This window comes from Microbacterium sp. 22296 (genome assembly GCF_052045385.1).
Classification (GTDB): domain Bacteria; phylum Actinomycetota; class Actinomycetes; order Actinomycetales; family Microbacteriaceae; genus Microbacterium.
In genome coordinates this window covers 82133-98292 of the sequence record NZ_JBQEOS010000007.1, presented here as the reverse complement: position 1 = coordinate 98292, position 16160 = coordinate 82133, and the positions used below count along the sequence as shown (strand labels likewise).

The following is a 16160-nucleotide window of genomic DNA, read 5'->3' as shown; positions in this document are numbered from 1 at the left end:
CTCTCCTCCTCGGTCGCCTTAACGGCGACGGCCCTTCTTGTCGTCCTTCACGTGGCCGCGGAAGGTGCGGGTGGGCGAGAACTCGCCCAGCTTGTGGCCGACCATGGTCTCGGTCACGAACACGGGGATGTGCTTGCGACCGTCGTGCACGGCGATGGTGTGTCCCAGCATGGCGGGGATGATCATCGAACGGCGCGACCAGGTCTTGATGACGTTCTTCGAACCGGCTTCGTTCTGCGAGACGACCTTGCGAAGCAGGTGCTCGTCGACGAAGGGGCCCTTCTTAAGGCTGCGAGGCATCTTCCTCTACTCCTACTTGCGCTTCTTGCCGGCGGTGCGACGGCGGACGATGAGCTTGTCGCTCTCCTTGTTCGCGTGGCGGGTGCGGCCTTCGGCCTTGCCCCACGGCGAAACAGGGTGACGGCCACCGGAGGTCTTACCCTCACCACCACCGTGCGGGTGGTCGACCGGGTTCATGGCGACACCACGCACGGTCGGGCGGACGCCCTTCCAGCGCATGCGGCCGGCCTTGCCCCAGTTGATGTTCGACTGCTCGGCGTTGCCGACCTCGCCGATCGTGGCGCGGCAGCGCACGTCGACGTTGCGGATCTCGCCGGAGGGCAGACGCAGCTGCGCGTACGGGCCGTCCTTGGCGACCAGACGCACGGATGCGCCGGCCGAACGGGCCATCTTCGCGCCGCCGCCGGGACGCAGCTCGATCGCGTGGATGACGGTACCGGTGGGGATGTTGCGCAGCGGCAGGTTGTTGCCGGGCTTGATGTCCGCGCCGGCACCCGACTCGACGACGTCGCCCTGCGACAGCTTCGCGGGAGCGAGGATGTAGCGCTTCTCGCCGTCCGCGTAGTGCAGGAGCGCGATGCGCGCGGTGCGGTTGGGGTCGTACTCGATGTGAGCGACCTTGGCGTCGATACCGTCTTTGTCGTTACGACGGAAGTCGATCAGGCGGTACTGACGCTTGTGACCGCCACCGATGTGGCGCGTGGTGATGCGGCCCTGGTTGTTGCGGCCACCGGTCTTCGACAGCGGGCGCAGCAGCGACTTCTCAGGCGTCGATCGGGTGATCTCGGCGAAGTCGGCCACCGACGAGCCGCGGCGACCGGGGGTCGTGGGCTTGTACTTGCGAATAGCCATTGTTCTTGTCCTCTATCCCGACCGTCAGCCGACAGACGTGAAGATGTCGATGGTGCCCGACTTCAGCGAGACGATGGCGCGCTTGGTGTCCTTGCGCTTGCCGATGCCGAAGCGGGTGCGACGGGCCTTGCCCACGCGGTTGATCGTGTTGACCGAGGCCACCTTGACGCTGAAGATCTTCTCGATCGCGAGCTTGATCTCGGTCTTCGACGCGCGGGGGTCCACCAGGAAGGTGTACTTGCCCTCGTCGATGAGCGAGTAGCTCTTCTCGGAGACGACCGGCTTCAGGATGATGTCGCGCGGGTCCTTGTTGACGGTGGTCATGCCGAGACCTCCTCGGTGGGCGCAGCCTTCGACGCGACGAACGTGTCGTAGGCGGCCTTGGTGAAGACGACGTCGTCGGAGACGATGACGTCGTAGGTGTTCAGCTGGCCGACGGTCAGCACGTGGACGTACGCGAGGTTGCGCACGCTCTTGATCGTCAGCTCGTCGTCGCGGTCGATGACCACGAGGACGTTCTTGACGGCACCGAGGGCCTTCAGCGCGGTGGCAGCGGCCTTGGTCGAGGGCGCGCCCTCGATGGCGAAGCTGTCGACGATGTGCAGACGCTGCCCACGAGCACGATCGCTCAGCGCGCCCAGGAGCGCGGCGGCGATCATCTTCTTCGGGGTGCGCTGGCTGTAGTCGCGGGGCTTGGGGCCGTGGACGATGCCACCACCGGTCATGTGCGGCGCGCGGATCGAACCCTGACGGGCGTTACCGGTGCCCTTCTGCTTGAAGGGCTTGCGGCCCGCACCCGAGACCTCGCCGCGACGCTTCGTCGAGTGCGTGCCCTGGCGAGCCGCGGCGCGCTGCGCCACGACGACCTGGTGAATGAGGGGGATGTTCGTCTTGACGTCGAAGAGCGCGGCGGGCAGCTCGACGGAGCCTGCCTTCTTGCCATCGGCCTTCACGACGTCGAGCGCGAGAATCGAGTCAGCCATGTTCAGGCACCCTTCACTGCGTTGCGGACGTAGACGATGCGGCCACGGGCGCCGGGGACGGCGCCCTTGACGAGCATGAGTCCCTTCTCGGCGTCGACGGCGTGCACCGTGAGGTTGAGGACGGTCACGCGCTCGCCACCCATACGGCCGGCCATGCGCATGCCCTTGAAGACGCGGCTCGGGGTCGACGATGCGCCGATCGAACCGGGCTTGCGGTGGTTGCGGTGCGAACCGTGCGAGGCGGAGACACCCTTGAAGTTGTGACGCTTCATGACACCGGCGGTGCCCTTGCCCTTGCTGGTGCCGACGACGTCGACCAGCTGGCCGGCTTCGAACAGGCCGTCGACGGTGAGCTCCTGGCCCAGCGAGTAGTCGGCGGCATCCGCGGTGCGAACCTCGGTGAGGTGGCGACGCGGGGTGACACCGGCGGCGTCGAAGTGAGCCGTCAGGGGCTTGTTCACCTTGCGGGGGTCGATCTGGCCGTAGCCGATCTGAACGGCGTTGTAGCCGTCCTTCTCGAGCGAGCGCAGCTGGGTCACGACGTTCGGCGCGACCTCGATGACGGTGACGGGAACGAGCTTGCCGTTCTCGTCCCACACCTGGGTCATGCCGAGCTTGGTGCCGAGGAGGCCCTTGGAGATCTTGGAGTTGATGTCAGCCATGTCGAACCTCAGAGCTTGATCTCGATGTTGACATCGGCCGGGAGGTCGAGACGCATCAGCGAGTCGACGGCCTTGGGCGTCGGGTCGATGATGTCGATGAGGCGCTTGTGGGTGCGCATCTCGAAGTGCTCGCGGCTGTCCTTGTACTTGTGGGGCGACCGGATGACGCACACGACGTTCTTCTCGGTCGGAAGGGGAACCGGGCCCACCACGGTGGCGCCGGCACGGGTCACGGTGTCGACGATCTTGCGCGCCGACGAGTCCAGCCCGGCGTGGTCGTACGACTTCAGGCGAATGCGGATCTTCTGTCCCGCCATTGTCTGCTCTCTCTCTTTCTCGCGTCTTACCCGACCTGGGGCATTGGACGCACGGTGGTGCTGACGCACCCTGGCACTTCCCCTCGCTCACGCGAGAGATGCTGCACCGCTGTTCAGCTGTCAAACCGGACGCCTCTCGGCATCCGGCCCGCCCCTCGCGCGCATGCGCGCGAATCCCGTGGGGGATGAAGGGGTTCGGTGTGTGTTCTGCTGCCCGCGGCCCAGGACCCTGCGCTCTCGCGCCGCCTGTGCACTGCCGAGACAGTGATCCTGGCGCGCGCCGAGCGCACGCCGGAATGTGGAACTGGTCTAGTCTACGGACGCGCCGGGCGTGTCGCAAACCCGGGCGTGTCGCGTGCGGCGTTTCCCCAGAATCCGGGGCGGGAACGCCGACGGCGCCGCTCCCGTCCGGGAACAGCGCCGTCGGGGAACGGACTCAGGCGTTGCCGATGTTCTTGTCGACGTTGGCCCGCACCTCGTCGACCTTGGCGTGCTGATCGGCCGGCACGATCTTCTTGATCGCATCCGCCGCTCCGTCGAGCACCTTGTCGCTGACCTCTTCGGCCTTCTCACTCTTGAGCGCCTCTTCGATCTTGTCCCGGTTGTCGTCGAGGAGCTTCTTGCCCTTCGCGATGATGTCGTCCACGCCGCTCATTACGTCTCCCTCGTGACCGGGTCGACCAGAGCGTCGACCTCCCGTTCATTGTGAAGCGCGGAGGAGCGCCAGCGGTAGCCCCGGACTTCCGGCGTCACCCGGGAACGACAAAGGCCGGGCCCGAAGGCCCGGCCTGTGCCGAGTGAAGTCGCTAGGACTTACTTGACGATCTTCGTGACCGTGCCGGCGCCGACGGTGCGGCCACCCTCACGGATCGCGTAGCCGAGGCCCTCTTCCATGGCGATCGGCTGGATCAGCTCGACCGACATTTCGGTGGTGTCACCGGGCATGACCATCTCGGTGCCCTCGGGCAGCGTGATGACGCCGGTCACGTCGGTGGTACGGAAGTAGAACTGCGGGCGGTAGTTCGTGAAGAACGGGTTGTGGCGGCCGCCCTCTTCCTTGGACAGGATGTACGCCGTGCCCTCGAAGTTGGTGTGGGGGGTGACCGAACCGGGCTTCACGACGACCTGGCCGCGCTCGACGTCGTCACGCTTGGTGCCGCGCAGGAGCAGACCACAGTTCTCGCCGGCCCAGGCCTCGTCGAGCTGCTTGTGGAACATCTCGATACCGGTGACCGTGGTCTTCTGCGTCGGGCGGATGCCGACGATCTCGACCTCGGAGTTGATGCCGAGGGTACCGCGCTCGGCGCGGCCCGTGACGACCGTGCCACGGCCGGTGATGGTGAAGACGTCCTCGATGGGCATGAGGAACGGCTTGTCCTTGTCACGCACCGGGTCGGGGATCGACTCGTCGACGGCTTCCATGAGCTCGACGATGGCGTTGACCCACTGCTCGTCACCCTCGAGAGCCTTCAGGCCCGAGACGCGGACGACGGGGGCGTTGTCGCCGTCGAAGTCCTGCGACGACAGGAGCTCGCGGACCTCGAGCTCGACGAGCTCCAGGATCTCCTCGTCGTCGACCATGTCGCTCTTGTTCAGCGCGACGAGCAGGTAGGGCACACCGACCTGCTTGGCGAGCAGAACGTGCTCACGGGTCTGAGCCATCGGGCCGTCGGTGGCGGCGACCACGAGGATCGCGCCGTCCATCTGAGCGGCACCGGTGATCATGTTCTTGATGTAGTCGGCGTGGCCGGGCGCGTCGACGTGAGCGTAGTGACGCTTGGGGGTCTCGTACTCGACGTGCGAGATGTTGATCGTGATACCACGCTGACGCTCTTCGGGCGCCGAGTCGATCGACGCGAAGTCACGCTGAACGTTGGTGGCCGACGGGAACTTGTCGGCGAGCACCTTCGAGATGGCAGCGGTGAGCGTGGTCTTGCCGTGGTCGACGTGACCGATCGTTCCGATGTTCACGTGCGGCTTGGTCCGCTCGAACTTGGCCTTAGCCACTGGGTCCTCCTCAGGACGTTGGTTGCGAGGTCTCGGGCACTGGATTGCGACCGGTTCTTCGCGGGGATGGTTCTCAGATTACTAGAGAGTCGGTATTCAGTTTGAGTGGATGCCGGGAACCCGGGGGAACCAGGTTCCCGGCATCCATGAGAGCGGTGTTATTCGCCCTTGTTCTTCTGGACGATCTCGTCGGCCACAGCGCGAGGAACCTCGGCGTAGCTGTCGAACTCCATCGAGTACACGGCACGGCCCGACGTCTTCGACCGCAGGTCGCCGATGTAGCCGAACATCTCGGACAGCGGCACGAGCGCCCGCACGACCTTGACACCCTGAGCGTCTTCCATCGACTGGATCTGCCCGCGACGCGAGTTCAGGTCGCCGATGACGTCGCCCATGTACTCCTCGGGGGTGCGCACCTCGACCGACATGAGCGGCTCGAGGATGACGGGGTTCGCCTTGCGGATCGCTTCCTTGAAGCCCATGGAGCCGGCGATCTTGAACGCCATCTCCGAGGAGTCGACGTCGTGCGACGCGCCGTCGAGGAGGATCGCCTTGACGCCCACCATGGGGTAGCCGGCGAGCACGCCGACGTTCATGGCGTCCTGGAAGCCCTGGTCGGTGGGTCCGATGTACTCGCGGGGGATGCGACCACCGCTGACCTTGTTCTCGAACTCGTAGATCTTGTCGGCCGTGACCTCGAGGGGCTCGAGCGCGAACTGGATCTTGGCGAACTGACCCGACCCACCGGTCTGCTTCTTGTGGGTGTAGTCGTGGCGCTCGACGGTCTTCTTGATCGTCTCGCGGTACGCGACCTGCGGCTTGCCGACGTTGGCCTCGACCTTGAACTCGCGCTTCATGCGGTCCACGAGGATGTCGAGGTGCAGCTCGCCCATGCCCTTGATGACGGTCTGACCGGTGTCGTTGTTCTGCTCGACACGGAACGTCGGGTCTTCTTCGGCGAGCTTCTGGATCGCCAGACCCAGCTTCTCCTGGTCGGCCTTGGTCTTGGGCTCGATCGCGACCTCGATGACGGGCTCGGGGAACGTCATCGACTCGAGGACGACCTGGTTCTGCGCGTCGCAGAGGGTGTCGCCGGTCGTGGTGTCCTTCAGGCCGATCACCGCGTAGATGTGGCCGGCCGTGACCGAGGGAACCGGGTTCTCCTTGTTGGCGTACATCTGGAAGATCTTCCCGATGCGCTCCTTCTTGGACTTCGTCGAGTTGACGATCTGCGCGCCCGAGTCCAGGTGACCGGAGTACACGCGGATGTAGGTCAGACGACCGAAGAAGGGGTGCGTGACGATCTTGAAGGCCAGCGCGGTGAAGGGCTCTTCACGATCGGCGTGCCGCTCGATGATCGTCTCTTCGTTCTTCGGGTCGTGCGCCTCGATGGCCGGCACGTCGAGGGGCGACGGCAGGTAGTCGATGACGGCGTCGAGCATGGGCTGGACACCGCGGTTCTTGAACGCCGAGCCGCAGAGCACGGGGTAGATGTCGGAGTTGACCGTCAGCTTGCGGATGGCAGCCTTGATCTCGGCGACGGTCAGCTCTTCGCCACCGAAGTGCTTCTCGAGAAGCTCCTCGTCGGTCTCGGCGACCGTCTCGAGGAGCTCTTCGCGGTACTTCGCGACGACGTCGGCCATGTCGGCCGGGATCTCCTGGATGTCGTACTTGGCACCCATGGTGACATCACCCTTGGCGTCACCGGCCCAGACCAGCGCGCGCATCTCGACGAGGTCGACGACACCGATGAAGTCGTTCTCGACGCCGATGGGCAGCTGGATGACGAGCGGCTTCGCCTTGAGCTTGTTGATGATGGTGTCGACGGTGAAGTAGAAGTCCGCGCCGAGCTTGTCCATCTTGTTGACGAAGCAGATGCGGGGGACGTTGTACTTGTCGGCCTGACGCCAGACGGTCTCGGACTGGGGCTCGACGCCCTCCTTGCCGTCGAAGACGGCCACGGCGCCATCGAGCACACGGAGGGAGCGCTCCACCTCGACGGTGAAGTCGACGTGCCCGGGGGTGTCGATGATGTTGATCTGGTTCTTGTCCCAGAAGCACGTGACAGCAGCGGAGGTGATCGTGATGCCACGCTCCTGCTCCTGCTCCATCCAGTCGGTCGTCGAGGCGCCGTCGTGCGTCTCGCCGATCTTGTGGTTGGTTCCCGTGTAGTACAGGATGCGCTCGGTCGTCGTCGTCTTGCCGGCATCGATGTGCGCCATGATGCCGATGTTGCGGACCTTGGTGAGGTCGGTGAGCACGTCTTGTGCCACGGGATGTCCTTACGTGTGGTGGCGGATGTCGTGGGAACTTCGACGGGCTCGCGGGCCGGGTCGGCCGCCCGAGCCCGTCGAAGAGGGAGCTGTTACCAGCGGTAGTGCGCGAAGGCGCGGTTCGACTCGGCCATCTTGTGGGTGTCTTCGCGGCGCTTGACCGCGGCACCGAGGCCGTTCGAGGCGTCGAGGATCTCGTTCTGCAGACGCTCGGTCATCGTCTTCTCACGACGACCCTTGGCGTAGCTCACGAGCCAGCGCAGCGCGAGGGTGTTCGCGCGGTGCGGCTTGACTTCGACGGGCACCTGGTAGGTCGAGCCACCGACGCGGCGGCTCTTGACCTCGAGGGTGGGGCGGACGTTGTCGAGCGCCTTCTTCAGCGTCGCGACGGCATCCTGGCTGTTCTTCGCCTCGACACCCTTGAGAGCGGTGTAGACGATCGACTCCGCGATCGACTTCTTACCGTCGACGAGGATCTTGTTGACGAGCTGGCTGACGATCGGAGCACCGTAGACCGGGTCGTTGACGACCGGGCGCTTGGTGACGGGACCTTTACGAGGCATCTGGGTCAGCCCTTCTTCGCGCCGTAGCGGCTACGAGCCTGCTTACGGTTCTTGACAGCCTGGGTGTCGAGCGCACCGCGGACGATCTTGTAACGGACACCGGGGAGGTCCTTGACGCGACCACCGCGGACGAGCACGAGCGAGTGCTCCTGCAGGTTGTGGCCCTCGCCGGGGATGTAGGCGGTGACCTCGGTGCCGTTGCGCAGCTTGACACGAGCGACCTTGCGCATCGCCGAGTTCGGCTTCTTGGGGGTCGTCGTGTACACGCGGGTGCACACGCCGGCCTGCTGGGGGTTCGACTTCAGCGCGGGAGCCTTGGTCTTCGAGACCTTCGGCGAGCGGCCCTTGCGAACCAACTGCTGAATGGTTGGCACGTTCTCTCCTTGATTGGCTGGGCGGTCCCTCTCGGTCTCGCCCAGGTGCTGCACGGTGACAGCGTCGTGTCTCCCCCGGCATATCGCTCATCTTTCGATTCGTGACGTGTCGGGCTCACGTGTGATCCACCCCGCGACAGAATGATCTGGCGCGATTCATGGTGGATATGCCGTGGGGGCGACCTGTTCGCAGGTCGATCCCTGAGATGGTGCGAGCGTTGATCCGCGTGGCACGCCCGAGGGCATGACGCACGGCGCGCGTGAACGCACACCCGGTCAATGATACGCGCTCTGCGGGGGTGCGGCAAACATTCGCGAGAGCGGCGGCACCCGACGGCGCCGGATGCCGCACCCTAGGCGAACAGGAGCGCGACGCCGACCGCTGCGAGCACGACGACGGCGACGACCGCGGCCGTCAGAACCGCGAGGCGTGCCCGGCTCGGCCCACGCCGCGGGTGGACGAGCGCCGCGTCGCCCGACCGGGCCGTCCCGACGGTGGAAGCCCGCGCCACCCTCGCGGGCTCGTCGACGCGCGGCGCGTAAGCCTCCCGCTGCAGCGCGACCGGCGATCGGGCCTCGCGCCCGACCGGCGGTTCGCCGTGAACGACGGGGACGGGCGGCCGGATGCCGCGGGGGCGGGCATCGGCCGCGGTGTCGGCGACGGATGCGGTCAGACGGGGCTCGATACCCGCGCGCGGGGCCGTCGAGGTGTCGACCACGGACGCGGGGGGATCATCGTCGATCGCGTCGGGGATCGCCGACGGATCCCCCGTCCGGGACCGCCCCGCCCCGGCCTGTGCCGCGCGCGAGCGCGTCGGCGCCGTGACGTCGTCCGGCCCGGACGGCGCCGTGACGTCGAGGAGCGCGGCCCGCATCGTGACCTGGTCGGGTGCCCGCGGCGCCGTGATGTCGTCGATCTCCTGCCGCGCCGTGACGTCCTCGATCGCAAGCGGCGCGGCGACGTCGGGAGGCGCATGCGGGGCCCGATCGTCGGGGAGAGTGGCCGGCACGAGCGGCAGGTCATGGCGCGAAGCGGCAGGGGACGACGCGGCGCCGCCGACGGACGTCGTTCGGCGCGTGCTGACCGTGTCGTCGTCCGCGCTCTCATCGACGCCGGGTGCGACCGGCCAGGCCCGCAGACGTCCGGACCACAGGGTGACGTCGTCGGGGCCGTCGTCGTGCTCGTCGGGACCGTTCACGTATCGCTCCGCGTCAACCGCACCTCCGCGTCGCCGAGGAAGAACCGTTCACCGGCCTCGATCTCCTCCCCCCGGGGCGCCTCGACCTCGGTGCCCATGAGCGTGGCGAACAGGACGCCGTTGGTGGAGTCGAGGTCGGTGACATACCAGACCTCTCCGCGCAATTGGAGGCGTGCGTGGGTCTTGGAGACCGTCCGCGTCTCATCCGAGATCGCGATGAGCTGCGCGTCCGGGTGGTCGGCATCCGGTCCCGGACGTCGTCCGAGGATGACGACCCCCGACGTCAGCGCGATCGGCGCGCCCGCGGGCGGCACCAGCGTCCACGGAATGCGTTTGCGACGCGTCACGACAGTGCGATCGAGTGCGTCCGCATCCTCGTCGTCGGCGATCGCGGGCAACTCGGACTGCGTGAACAGGGTCGACACCGCCGTGCGGGCGGACCGCGGAGACCCCGCCTCCGGAAGCTCGGAGACCGCCGAGATCGCCTCGGACAGCTCGGGGAACTCCTCACCGGGCGAGACGGCCGACGGGTGCGAGACGGCCACGGACTCGGGCGAGGGGCGCGTGAGGGGAACGTCGGCGATCGGCACCGTGGGCTCGCCGCCCGATCGCTGCGAGCGCCGGGAGGGGCTGACCCACGGGGCGACGGGCGGCTCGGCATCCGCGCCCGTCCCTCCGTCGCTCGCAGGCTGATCGCGTCTCGGCGACGCGAGGGATTCGTGGTCTTCGACGGCTTCGCCGAGGATCGGGTCGGCCGCGGTGCCCCGCGCATCCTCGGGGGTGGCACGTGTCCTGTCGACGCGGGGGTCCAACATGCCCTGGAGCGCATCCACGGCGAGACCGCGTCGGAGACCGCCCGAGCCGCGACGGGGGTCGTGACGCAACGCGTCGAGAACCTCGGACACCGATGAGTCGGGCGCCGCCTCGGCTCGCCCGACACGTGCATCGTCGTCGCGGCGGTCGCGGTCGGGCGAGACCGCGGGCGCCGGATCCGCCGGGGGCGACCAATCGGCGGGCGAGGGAACCGCATCGGCCAGCGACACCGAGGGCGCCGCGAAGGGCATCACGACTGGTTCGGAGAAGGGTACCGAGGGTGCGCCGTCGCGCTTCGACCCCGGCGCACCCTCCGCGTCGGCGGCATCCGGGGTCCATCGACTCCGCGCCGAATTCGGCGCGTTCGATGCGCCTGAGACATCCGGAGTCCACCGGCTCCGCGCCGAACCCGGCGCGTCCGATGCTCCCTCGACGTCCGGAATCCAGCCGCCCACGAGCGGGACGTACGCCGGCGCGTCGTCGTTGCCTCGCCGGAACGGACCGGAGCGTTCCTCGACACGACCGGCGCCCTCACGACCCGACCAGCGCGCCGAGCCCCACCCGAGGATGCTGGCCCACACGATCGGGAACAGCGCACCCACCACCGTGAGGCCGGTACCGCCGCCGAAGACCGCCGTGATGCGGTGGACGGCGACGACGAAGACGATGAAGAAGGCGATCCCGCCGAACAGCGGCACGACGTTCAACAGCACCAGCCAGGGCGAGAAGTCGCCCCGCTGGAGCACGGTAGCGAGGTTCAGGACCGGAACCCAGGCCTTCCACGCCGGCTCACCCATCTTGCGGAACATCGCAGCCAGGGCCAACGCGAACCACACGTAGAGCACGACGACGAGCGCGAACGACGTCATCCCGAGAGTCACCATCGTCGAATCGGTCATGTCGTGTCGCGCTCCGCCTGGACGGTGGAACGCCTCCCCCTCTCATCGCGGTGCGGTGGCCTTCGCCGCCGACGGCCCGGGGCGAGGAACCCCAGGAACGATCTCAACGATAGGGCCGAGCAGACCCGCTGCCACATGCTCTGGCGGCTCCGAAGGGCACGCCGTTCCTCGTCGACGATGCGCCAGAAGGCCGCGGCCTCGGAAGCGGTCACCGCAGCCGGCGAGAATACGGCCCGATCCGCATCGTCGGCCAGACGGATTCCGCCCGCGGTCGCCAGCACCTCGGCGACCTCACGACGCGTCGGCGCGCGGGGCAGGGCACGCCGGGAATCGAGGGCGGTGTCGACGTACTCGTCCCAGCCGCCGGCGATGGCCGAGCGCGGGTCGGGGTCGAGCCGACGGCCGCGCCGACGCAGCAGCTTCGCGACGACGACCGTCAGGAACGGCCCGAACACGATGAGGAACAGGAGCAGCACGATGCCGACGACCCGCGCCAGGGCCCACAGCCAAGCGAGATCGACACCGGCGTCGGCACGCTCGTCGTCATCGAGCGCATCGTCTTCCTGCACCGGCTCGGGCGGGACGACCTCTTCGACGGTGTCGGGCCTGACCTCGGTGACGTTCTCCGGGTCCTGCTGCTGGGTGACCTCCAGGCTCGGCGACTTCTCCCACTGCGGTGTCACGTCGATCGGCGTCCAGCCACCGTCGGAGCCCTGCACCTCGGTCCACGCCGTCACGTCGCGCGCCCGGCACTCCCCCGCATCGCAGGTCGAGAGGGAGGTGTCGGTGGAGCTCACGCGGGCACCCACCACGACGCGGGCGGGGAAACCCAGTTCGTGGGCGATGAGCGCCGTCGCCACCGAGAACTGCTCGTCGTCGCCGATCGCGGCGACGAAGTTGTCGGAGGCGAGGGCGCGTGGATCGTCTTCGCGCTTCAGCAGCCGCTCGAACATGCGGTCGATCCGTGCGATCGAGTGACCGGATGCGCTCGGCTGAAGTCGATAACCGGGCAGGTCCGCCGTCCAGCTCGGCGGGGCGGATCCCTCGAGGGCGAGGCTGTGGCTGAGATAGCCTCGCTCGCGGAGCAGCTGCACGAGCCCCTGCAGCGCCGCCCCACCCGATCCCGAGGCGTTCTGCGCCACCCACCGGCGGAGGTTGTCGCCGCCCGCCGTCCCGGCGGTGTCGCCGGGAGGCGAGAGCGAAGCGAGATCGTCGGCCGCGGGCTCCACGCCGTCGAGGCGGTACCGGTCGCCCGGGCGCAAGCCGCCGTCGGCGATCTGCACTCCGGCCTGCGCGTCGGCGCTGTAGTAGAACCGGTCGGCGAGCAGCGTGCGACGATCGCCGTCGAACGTCACCCCCGACAGACGCCCTGCCGTCGGCATCCACAGTCCCCCGAGGTCCACGATCTCGACGTCGGCGCCGACCGCACGGCCGTCACCGGCGTCGCGGGAGGACGGCAGCCGGACGAAGCCTCCCCCCGCATCACCGGACGCACGGAAGATCTCGCCGTCGTACGTGTCGAGGGTGGCGATGCGGATGCGCTCCGGGAGCCCCTCGGCTTCCGCGTCTCCGGGGCTCGTGACCCGGAACAGCACGTCGTCGGAGCGGGCGTCGGAGAACAGGGCACGGTAGGCGGCGAGGGGGCTCACCGCTTCGGCGATCTGCAGCTCGGGGCCGGTCGCCGAGCGCAGGACGCGACGGTCGGCATCACGCGCCGCCGAGGGCACGACGGCCACGGTCACGATCACCGCGACGGCGAGCATGACGACGCCGAGGGCTGCGCGTCGCCGCTCGGCGAGCGACGGCCCCCTCCCGACGGTCACGGCGGAGCCGGCGCTCGCCCGTGAGAGGGCACGAACACGCTCGTCATGGGCGCGCCAGGCCAGCCACAGCACCGCGGCGAGGAGCGCGCCGAGCCCGACCGCCGTCTCGACCGGCGCCGCGACCTCGAGCGGCCCGATCGACAGCGCTGAGCTCGTCGCGGTGCGGCCGAAGAACAGCCCGAACCCGGTCATGGCCGAGCCCGGGATCACGGCGACGAGTGCTCGACGGTCGGAGCGGATCGAGAGTGCGAGCGTGAGCGCCGTGCCCACGAGGAAGACGATGAGCGCCGGGACCAGCAGGTTGCGGTAGGCCCCGACCGGCAGGTCGACAGTGACGAGATCTTTCCACGCGACGACGACGCCGGCGAGGGCCTCGCCGAGGCCTCTCACCACCTCGGGGACCGAGGTCATCCGCGACGGTACCGCCAGAGGAAGGGCGAGCACGGCGAAGGCCACGGCGAGCGCGGCCGTGAGCGCCCACCCTCCCCCGGCTCGCCGGGAGACGAGGGCGACGACGCCGGCCGCGACGACGGCGGCGACCACGACGAGCAGGAGGAACGGCCCCGTCGCGTACACCGGCCACGCGGCGATCGCGGCGAGGACGACGCACACCGCGGTGTAGATGGCACCGGCGACCAGCCGGGGCGTCGCCGACGGCTCACGACCGCGCGCCGCCGCGAGCGCACCACGGCGCACGCTCACGAGGCCGCTCCCCGCACCAGCAGCCCCGACAGGTCGTCGAGCGTACCAATGGTCAGCACCGACAGACCCGCCACGCTCTGCATGCGCGGGTGCGCGCGTTCGTCGCAGATCACGGCCGCCACGGCGGTGTCGACGGGGAACGCGAGGGCCGCGTGCCGCAGGCGTGCCAGGGGCACAGCCGAACCCACGACGACGAACGCGATCGACACGCGTTCGCCCGCCTCGGATGCCACGCGGCAGACGTCTTCCACGGGCAGGGTGTTGTCGTGCCGGTCGAGGCCGCTGAAGCCGTCGAGCATCGCCCGCGGCGACACCACCGGAAGTCGACGGATCGCGCGCAGGCGCCCCTTCACCACGCGGGGGATTTCGGAACCGGTGACGACATCGACGTCTCGGGCGTCGCGAACCGCGCGCAGCCCCAGGGAGGCAGCCGCGGAGACGGCGAGCTCGTACTCGTCGGCATCGGCGTACTCCGGCGTCGCCGCGGCGAGCACGACGGCCATGCGGGAGCGACGGGACTCCTCGTACTGGCGCACCATGAGGCGCCCGGTCTTGGCGGTGGATTTCCAGTGCACCTGGCGGCGCGCGTCGCCGGGGACGTACTCGCGGATGGCGTGGAACGACATGTCGGCATCGACGAGGCGACGCGTCGCGCTCCCCTCGAGGTCACGGATCAGACCGGCGCTGGTCGAGGGGAGGACGACGGTGCGCGGGTGCACGAACAGGTCGTGCACGTCGTCGAAGGCGTGCTCGCGCCGGAGGAGTCCGACCGGGTCGCTCCGCACGGTCGTCACCGGGCCGATGCGGACCACGCCCCGGGGCAGCGGCGGTATTTGCAGCGGCTCGGTCGCGGCGTGACCCGGTCGCAGGAAGGGCACACCGAATTCGACCAGCCCCCGCCCCACCGGGATGTCGAGTCGTCCGGGCAGGGCGGCGCGCGCGCCGTCGTTGCGCACCACGATCTGCCCCGTCACCCCGTGACCGGCGACCACGCGATCGTGCTGCAGTGCGAGGTCGACGTCGTAGGCGCGGGCACCGAAGAGGAACGGCACGCTCATGGCCAGCAGCAGGAGCGCGGCGGCCCCCGCGACCATCCACTCGACCCATCCGAACAGGACGCCGAGGATCAGACCGAACGTGGCGGCGGCGACAACGACGGCGCCGGCCGGGCGCACCGTGCGACCGGCCCATCGCGCGGCCGTCACGACGGCGGTGGTGACGGCCCGCCACAGCTCCGTCGCCCGCACAACGGCGCGCACGATGCGGCGCTGACGTCGGACCGACGTCGACGTGACCGACGTGCGCGAACCGGTCCGCAACGTGCCGGCGGACGTTCTCGTCAGGCGCGATTCGGTGAGACCGGTGTCTGGCATGCGTCACCTCCCGGCGCCGGACGGATCGCGGGGATGCGTGACATCGTCACGCGCTCTCGCGCTGGGTGGGAGGGAGCGTGTCGAGCAGGACCTGACCGATGACGGCCTCCTGCGTCACCCCGTCGAATTCGGCCTCGGGATGCAGGATCAGGCGGTGCGAGAGCACCGCGACGGCGAGGGCTTTGACGTCGTCGGGTGTGACGAACGTGCGGCCCTTCGCGGCAGCGCGCGCACGCGTCGCCCGCGTCAGGGCGAGGGCGCCGCGGATGCTGACGCCGAGCCGCACCTCGTCGGCCGTGCGGGTGGCATCCACGAGACGGGCGATGTAGTCGAGCACGAGCGCGTCGACGTACACGGACGCCGCGAGGTCGGCCATGCCGACGAGCGCCTGCGGGGTGATGATGGCGCGCAACTCCGCGGTGGCGACCGCCGCCCCGTCGAGGATGCGGACGGTCGCGGCGTGGTCGGGATACCCGAGGGAGGTACGCAGGAGGAACCGGTCGAGCTGCGCCTCGGGGAGGCGGTAGGTCCCGGCCTGCTCGACGGGGTTCTGCGTCGCCAGCACGAGGAACGGCACGCCCACCTGGCGCGAGACGCCGTCGATCGTGACGCTGCCCTCTTCCATGACCTCCAGCAGTGCCGACTGGGTCTTCGGGCTCGCGCGGTTGATCTCGTCGGCGAGCACGATGTTGGCGAAGATCGGACCGGTGTGGAACTCGAACGACCCGGTCTTCTGGTCGTAGACGGTGATTCCGGTGATGTCACCCGGCAGCAGATCCGGCGTGAACTGGATGCGCGTGTTCGTGCCCTGCACGGACTGCGCCACGGCGCGCGCGAGCGACGTCTTGCCCGTGCCGGGGACGTCCTCGAGCAGCACATGACCATCGCTGAGCATGGCCGTCAGCACGAGCTCGACGACGTGACGCTTGCCGAGGACGGCGCGCTCGACGTTGTCGGCGATCTGCGAGAAGGTCTGGGAGAACCAGGTGGCCTGCTCCTGGGTGATCGTCATGTCGTCTT

Annotated in this window: 16 protein-coding genes; all 16 read right to left on the bottom strand. The window is 68.7% G+C overall.

Annotation, left to right across the window (positions count from 1 at the left end; translation table 11 throughout):
- Nucleotides 1-18: 18 nt before the first annotated feature.
- Complete coding sequence (gene rpsS / locus ACTJJP_RS13565; RefSeq protein WP_013584011.1) at nucleotides 19-300, bottom strand: 30S ribosomal protein S19; 282 nt, start codon at nucleotides 298-300, stop codon at nucleotides 19-21.
- A gap of 12 nt (nucleotides 301-312) precedes the next feature.
- On the bottom strand, nucleotides 313-1152 hold the full coding sequence (gene rplB, locus ACTJJP_RS13560) for a 50S ribosomal protein L2 (protein WP_013584012.1): 840 nt from the start codon (nucleotides 1150-1152) through the stop codon (nucleotides 313-315).
- A 24-nt stretch (nucleotides 1153-1176) separates the two neighbouring features.
- Entirely contained in the window at nucleotides 1177-1476 is a 300-nt protein-coding gene (rplW, locus tag ACTJJP_RS13555; RefSeq protein WP_055959332.1) for a 50S ribosomal protein L23, read from the bottom strand.
- A complete protein-coding gene (gene rplD / locus ACTJJP_RS13550; protein WP_440775519.1) occupies nucleotides 1473-2135 on the bottom strand; it encodes a 50S ribosomal protein L4 in 663 nt (220 codons plus the stop codon). The genes rplW and rplD overlap by 4 nt, the downstream gene beginning before the upstream one ends.
- Nucleotides 2136-2137: 2 nt before the next feature.
- Complete coding sequence (rplC, locus tag ACTJJP_RS13545) at nucleotides 2138-2797, bottom strand: 50S ribosomal protein L3 (RefSeq protein ID WP_440775518.1); 660 nt, start codon at nucleotides 2795-2797, stop codon at nucleotides 2138-2140.
- Nucleotides 2798-2805: 8 nt separating this feature from the next.
- Nucleotides 2806-3114: a 30S ribosomal protein S10 gene (gene rpsJ / locus ACTJJP_RS13540; RefSeq protein ID WP_013584016.1), complete on the bottom strand. Its 309-nt coding sequence runs from the start codon at nucleotides 3112-3114 to the stop codon at nucleotides 2806-2808.
- A gap of 436 nt (nucleotides 3115-3550) precedes the next feature.
- Nucleotides 3551-3769, bottom strand: coding sequence for a hypothetical protein (locus ACTJJP_RS13535; protein WP_440775517.1), 219 nt, complete (start codon nucleotides 3767-3769; stop codon nucleotides 3551-3553).
- Nucleotides 3770-3927: 158 nt separating this feature from the next.
- A complete protein-coding gene (tuf, locus tag ACTJJP_RS13530; protein WP_055959340.1) occupies nucleotides 3928-5121 on the bottom strand; it encodes an elongation factor Tu in 1194 nt (397 codons plus the stop codon).
- A gap of 158 nt (nucleotides 5122-5279) precedes the next feature.
- Complete coding sequence (gene fusA / locus ACTJJP_RS13525) at nucleotides 5280-7394, bottom strand: elongation factor G (RefSeq protein ID WP_285138051.1); 2115 nt, start codon at nucleotides 7392-7394, stop codon at nucleotides 5280-5282.
- A gap of 92 nt (nucleotides 7395-7486) precedes the next feature.
- Nucleotides 7487-7957 (bottom strand): 30S ribosomal protein S7, encoded by a 471-nt coding sequence (rpsG, locus tag ACTJJP_RS13520; protein WP_055833595.1) that lies wholly within the window; start codon nucleotides 7955-7957, stop codon nucleotides 7487-7489.
- Between the two features lie 5 nt (nucleotides 7958-7962).
- On the bottom strand, nucleotides 7963-8331 hold the full coding sequence (gene rpsL / locus ACTJJP_RS13515; RefSeq protein ID WP_013584051.1) for a 30S ribosomal protein S12: 369 nt from the start codon (nucleotides 8329-8331) through the stop codon (nucleotides 7963-7965).
- 353 nt (nucleotides 8332-8684) lie between these two features.
- On the bottom strand, nucleotides 8685-9530 hold the full coding sequence (locus ACTJJP_RS13510) for a hypothetical protein (RefSeq protein ID WP_440775516.1): 846 nt from the start codon (nucleotides 9528-9530) through the stop codon (nucleotides 8685-8687).
- Nucleotides 9527-11242: a DUF5684 domain-containing protein gene (locus ACTJJP_RS13505; protein ID WP_440775515.1), complete on the bottom strand. Its 1716-nt coding sequence runs from the start codon at nucleotides 11240-11242 to the stop codon at nucleotides 9527-9529. The genes ACTJJP_RS13510 and ACTJJP_RS13505 overlap by 4 nt, the downstream gene beginning before the upstream one ends.
- The gene (locus tag ACTJJP_RS13500; protein WP_440775514.1) at nucleotides 11239-13767 is read right to left on the bottom strand and encodes a transglutaminase domain-containing protein; all 2529 of its coding nucleotides are present in this window, start codon (nucleotides 13765-13767) and stop codon (nucleotides 11239-11241) included. Before ACTJJP_RS13500 ends, ACTJJP_RS13505 begins: the two co-directional genes overlap by 4 nt.
- Entirely contained in the window at nucleotides 13764-15140 is a 1377-nt protein-coding gene (locus tag ACTJJP_RS13495) for a DUF58 domain-containing protein (RefSeq protein WP_440775513.1), read from the bottom strand. The genes ACTJJP_RS13500 and ACTJJP_RS13495 overlap by 4 nt, the downstream gene beginning before the upstream one ends.
- 46 nt (nucleotides 15141-15186) lie before the next feature.
- Entirely contained in the window at nucleotides 15187-16152 is a 966-nt protein-coding gene (locus ACTJJP_RS13490) for an AAA family ATPase (protein ID WP_440775512.1), read from the bottom strand.
- Nucleotides 16153-16160 lie beyond the last annotated feature (8 nt).

Bases quoted from the DNA above. Each gene is read 5' to 3' on its own strand.
- ACTJJP_RS13505 (WP_440775515.1), bottom strand. From the start codon at position 11,242: ATGACCGATTCGACGATGGTGACTCTCGGGATGACGTCGTTCGCGCTC.
- rpsG (WP_055833595.1), bottom strand. From the start codon at position 7,957: ATGCCTCGTAAAGGTCCCGTCACCAAGCGCCCGGTCGTCAACGACCCG.
- rplC (WP_440775518.1), bottom strand. From the start codon at position 2,797: ATGGCTGACATCAACTCCAAGATCTCCAAGGGCCTCCTCGGCACCAAG.
- rplB (WP_013584012.1), bottom strand. From the start codon at position 1,152: ATGGCTATTCGCAAGTACAAGCCCACGACCCCCGGTCGCCGCGGCTCG.
- rplW (WP_055959332.1), bottom strand. From the start codon at position 1,476: ATGACCACCGTCAACAAGGACCCGCGCGACATCATCCTGAAGCCGGTC.
- rpsS (WP_013584011.1), bottom strand. From the start codon at position 300: ATGCCTCGCAGCCTTAAGAAGGGCCCCTTCGTCGACGAGCACCTGCTT.
- rpsJ (WP_013584016.1), bottom strand. From the start codon at position 3,114: ATGGCGGGACAGAAGATCCGCATTCGCCTGAAGTCGTACGACCACGCC.
- rplD (WP_440775519.1), bottom strand. From the start codon at position 2,135: ATGGCTGACTCGATTCTCGCGCTCGACGTCGTGAAGGCCGATGGCAAG.
- ACTJJP_RS13495 (WP_440775513.1), bottom strand. From the start codon at position 15,140: ATGCCAGACACCGGTCTCACCGAATCGCGCCTGACGAGAACGTCCGCC.
- ACTJJP_RS13535 (WP_440775517.1), bottom strand. From the start codon at position 3,769: ATGAGCGGCGTGGACGACATCATCGCGAAGGGCAAGAAGCTCCTCGAC.
- ACTJJP_RS13490 (WP_440775512.1), bottom strand. From the start codon at position 16,152: ATGACGATCACCCAGGAGCAGGCCACCTGGTTCTCCCAGACCTTCTCG.